This is a genomic window from Vibrio sp. VP6, assembly GCF_028823755.1.
Lineage (GTDB): Bacteria > Pseudomonadota > Gammaproteobacteria > Enterobacterales > Vibrionaceae > Vibrio > Vibrio parahaemolyticus.
In genome coordinates, this window is the sequence record NZ_JAPEID010000114.1 from 1 (window position 1) to 2,334 (window position 2,334).

The 2,334-nt window shown below is 44.8% G+C and carries 2 protein-coding genes and 1 pseudogene; 1 reads left to right on the forward strand and 2 read right to left on the reverse strand.

The features are described 5' to 3' along the window. Both OU793_RS24180 and OU793_RS24185 read right to left on the reverse strand, forming a co-directional pair. Positions 1 to 480 (reverse strand): hypothetical protein (locus OU793_RS24180; RefSeq protein WP_274647891.1); only part of this gene is annotated, 480 nt, incomplete at its 3' end. A gap of 77 nt (positions 481 to 557) precedes the next feature. Further along, complete coding sequence (locus OU793_RS24185; protein ID WP_025789491.1) at positions 558 to 1,196, reverse strand: hypothetical protein; 639 nt, start codon at positions 1,194 to 1,196, stop codon at positions 558 to 560. Between the two features lie 367 nt (positions 1,197 to 1,563). Here OU793_RS24185 and OU793_RS24190 point away from each other — a divergent pair. Beyond that, positions 1,564 to 2,202 (forward strand): annotated as a pseudogene (locus OU793_RS24190) (IS5 family transposase); the annotation flags it as partial. Positions 2,203 to 2,334: the final 132 nt, after the last annotated feature.

Here is a 2,334-nt window from a genome sequence, read left to right on the forward strand (position 1 = left end):
CAATGTCACTTCATGCTCAGCATAAAGTCCAGTACGCCCCGCCTCTTGAAAGCTAAGCGCTCCTCCACCGATATCGACGCCCGCATCAGACACTTCTTCTAAGGTGCCGTCAACGTTAACAAACACAGAAGCGAAATCTTTAGAGCCGAGCCCCCCCCCTCCCGTTCTGCAACTTGATTGATTAATCGCCATGGTCAAATGATAGCTCTCACTGCCGATATCTGACGCGGGAAGGTTGGTTACAATCTGCAACAAATCGGTAATAGGCCGAAAAGAACGAGATGCCATGTCAAACTCCAATTCCCATTCTCCTTTTACGAAAGAAAATTCAAGAATTTCTCTGTCGTAAAAAGCATCTTGATCAAATGAGGTGTCAACACTAAAGGTTTTATAGATAGGGCGCGCAGGGGTGATCTCAACAGAGCGCGCGCTATTGACGAAAAAAAACAAGGCAAAAGCGATAGCTAAAGAAATTCGCATCAGTACCCCTTTTATTTTGGCACGAAGAAAACGCCCTAATAAAAGGGCGTTTGAGTTAACGCAGAAGAAACCAGTAATTAAATGCCGTTAGAGGCCATGATTGCCGCGTTCACAGTGTAACGAGTACCAGGGGCTGGTAGTGTCGTTGCTGCCGTTGTGTTTGCGGTCGTAAATACTGGTTTACCACTTGCAACAACCTCTGATGTACCTTCTACCATTGCTTTGCCATCCATTAGGATTTGACCTGTAGCTGCCAGCTCAGGGTTCTCACGACCACCGATGTTGAAGTTGGCGCTGCTTAATTGCCAAGTAGAATTAACAATCAAGTCGCCAATCGCATCAGCACCTTCTCCGAGAACGTAGCTGCCACCATCAGCAACACAATCAACAGAACCAGTACCATCAACTGTGCCATCCGATTTTGTACAGTTGCGGTAGTGCAACTCTAGAGGGATGGATGATGATTCAAAAGTACCATCGTAGCCAGTTGCACCTTTCAGGAAGTGAATATCACCACCTTTCAATGCTTCTGTTAGCGGAGTGCCGCCTTGACTGGTCAAGATGACGCCGTTGTCGCTAAATTCCATTGGCACTTTTCCACTCCAGTGGATTTCAGTTCCTGCAGTCTGAGTCTCTGAATCTGGAGCGGCGGCAAAAGCCGAAGCACTAACGATAGCCATTACTGCAATAGAAGAAGCTTTCAGGGTAAATTTCATAAATTTTCTCTTATCAATGTTGAATGAAGCACGACCACTCCAATATTAAGGGGACGTGCAGGACTCACCTTGTTGACTTTCATGCATCTTGCACATTGCTCTTTTTGGGGCGCAATAAATGCAAAATACGAAAGTGAAAGACAAGTAGCCCACTAAAACAGCCACACATAGTTGTAGAAGCCTTTCATTCAAGTGTCAATAAAATGTCAATTAAAGCGTCAAGCTTTTGCTTTCAGAATTTTCTTACAACGAAAAAAAAGAAAATCAATAACTTAGGGGGATGCGCCATTTTTCCATACTGATTACTGGGTAAACTGTCATTATTAGTTATGGGACGAATAATTGGGCTTGTTTTATGTTTGTTATGGAGAGTAAACAAAATAAACGCGGTAAACCTCGCCAGCTCAGCGACTTAGCCATTACCATCGAGGTTTCATTTAAGCCAAAGACTAGAGGTGCAATACAGCATCTAGCCATTGATGTGACGGGTCTCAAGGATTATGGTGAATGGAAGGTCAAGAAGCATGGTATTGACGGGAAGCGTAGGGTCTGGAGAAAGTTGCATTTAGCGGTAGACACCAGCACTCATGAAATCGTCGCGGCAGAACTGAGTTTATCTAATGTTATTGATGCAGAAGTCCTTCCTAACTTGCTCAAGCAAACACGCCGAAGAATTATCGAGATATCTGGTGATGGCGCTTATGACACAAGGGATTGCCACGATGCTATACGGTTCAAGCGAGCTGTTCCACTCATCCCTCCAAGAGAAGGGGCAGCCTTCTAGGAGAATGGTCACCCTAAGAACTTAGCAGTAGGTTGCCAGAAGCTCTACGGCTATCATAAACGCTCACTATCAGAGACAGCAATGTATCAAGTGAAGCAGTTGTTAGGTGGGCGATTAAGTCTGAGAAACTACAATGCTCAGGTTGGTGAAACTTACGCCATGATTAAAGCGCTGAACAAACTTACAGGGCTTGGTATACCTGAAACTCAGTGTATTGTATAATAACTACTCAATTGCAGGCAGTTTGGTTCTCTGACCGAATTACGCAACAAAGCCCGCTGTCGTTTCTGCTCCACAACGACAGAGAGAGTAAGCATCCCAACTGTAAAGCTGCTCGTTAACATTCCTCCTAAA